The sequence below is a fragment of the Nocardioides sp. CPCC 206348 genome (assembly GCF_048654705.1).
GTDB lineage: Bacteria > Actinomycetota > Actinomycetes > Propionibacteriales > Nocardioidaceae > Nocardioides.
Genome location: NZ_JBMCZA010000099.1, coordinates 4084 through 5516 on the forward strand (window position 1 = coordinate 4084; position 1433 = coordinate 5516).

Annotated in this window: 2 protein-coding genes; one reads left to right on the forward strand and one right to left on the reverse strand. The window is 71.2% G+C overall.

The genetic code is table 11. The features are described 5' to 3' along the window. Positions 1-191: 191 nt before the first annotated feature. Positions 192-965, reverse strand: coding sequence for an isoprenyl transferase (locus ACOADB_RS04995; RefSeq protein WP_378596840.1), 774 nt, complete (start codon positions 963-965; stop codon positions 192-194). Positions 966-1119: 154 nt separating this feature from the next. Between ACOADB_RS04995 and ACOADB_RS05000 the strand changes: the two genes are divergently transcribed. Beyond that, positions 1120-1433: DUF2510 domain-containing protein (locus tag ACOADB_RS05000; protein WP_378596841.1), on the forward strand; the 314-nt coding region annotated here is incomplete at its 3' end.

The window sequence follows — 1433 nt, forward strand, 5'->3', positions numbered from 1 at the left end:
CCCGGCGAGGTCGCCGCTGAACCGGATCCGCACCATGCCGGGACTGAGCTGTTCCTTGCCCTCGACGGTCAGCAGGGTGACCGGCTGCGGTGCCTTGGCGGGCTTCTCCGGTGGGGCAGGGGGCGTGGTGCTCACGCGGGCGAGCCTAACGACCGCGTGGTCGTCCGGACCGGGCCGGTCGAGCCGGGACCTCAGGTGCCGTGGCGCCGGTCACGCAGCGCGTAGGCCCGGATGGCGCGCAGGAAGTCGACGCGACGGAAGTCGGGCCAGTACGCCTCACAGAAGTAGAACTCCGACTTGGCGCTCTGCCAGAGCAGGAAGCCGCCGAGGCGCTGCTCACCGGACGTGCGGATCACGAGGTCCGGGTCCGGCTGGCCCTTGGTGTAGAGGTGTTCCTCGATGTGCTCGATGTCGATCATCTGCGCGAGCTCGTCGAGCGGCGTGCCCTTGGCGGCGTGCTCGGTCAGCAGGGAGCGGACGGCGTCGGCGATCTCGCGGCGTCCGCCGTACGCGACAGCGACGTTGACGATCATGCCGTCGACGTCGGCGGTGGCGGCGGCAGCGGCCTTGAGCCGCTCCGCGGTCGACGCCGGGAGCAGGTCGAGCGCGCCGACCGGGTGGAGGCGCCAGCGGCGCTGGTCGGCGAGCGAGTCGACCGCGTCGGAGATGATCTCCAGGAGCGGTTCGAGCTCCCGCGCCGGACGGTTCAGGTTGTCGGTGGAGAGCAGCCAGAGGGTGACCACCTCGATACCGACCTCGTCGCACCACGTCAGCAGCGGCTCGATGTTGGCGGCCCCGACACGGTGGCCGTGCGCGGTGTCGCGGCCCACGGCCTTGGCCCAGCGACGGTTGCCGTCGAGCATCACGCCGATGTGCTTGGGCAGGTTGCCGGGCATCCGGCGAAGCATGCGTGCCTCGTAGGCGGGGTAGAGCACCCTGCGCACACCACGCTTCCAATCCGCCACCATCCGATCGTAGGCCACCCCGGCCCCGTCCCGGGACCACCTGATCGCGTGGCCGGGCCTTTCGGGTCAACCCACCGGCTGACACGATGGGCACGACGGGGTGGGAGCAACTCGGCTCCGCACCTCAGGAAACTTCGAGAGAGGGACGACGACGATGACCGCAGCTGCCTGGCATCCGGACCCCACCGGTCGCCACGAGCTCCGCTACTGGGATGGCTCCCAGTGGACTGACCACGTGTCCGACCAGGGAGTGCAGTCGACCTCACCGGTCAACGCCCCCGCCGACGCCGGAGCCGCCATGGGCGATTCCTCCGACAGCGGTTCCGCCTCGTCGGAAGCGATGAGCGAGTCGGCCAGTGCCTCGGCCGGCGCGATGTCCGCCGAGCCCGTGGCCGCCGAGCCCGTGGCCGCCGAGCCCGTCGCCGAACAGCCGATGGCGACCCAGCAGATGGCCGCCCAGCCCGACCC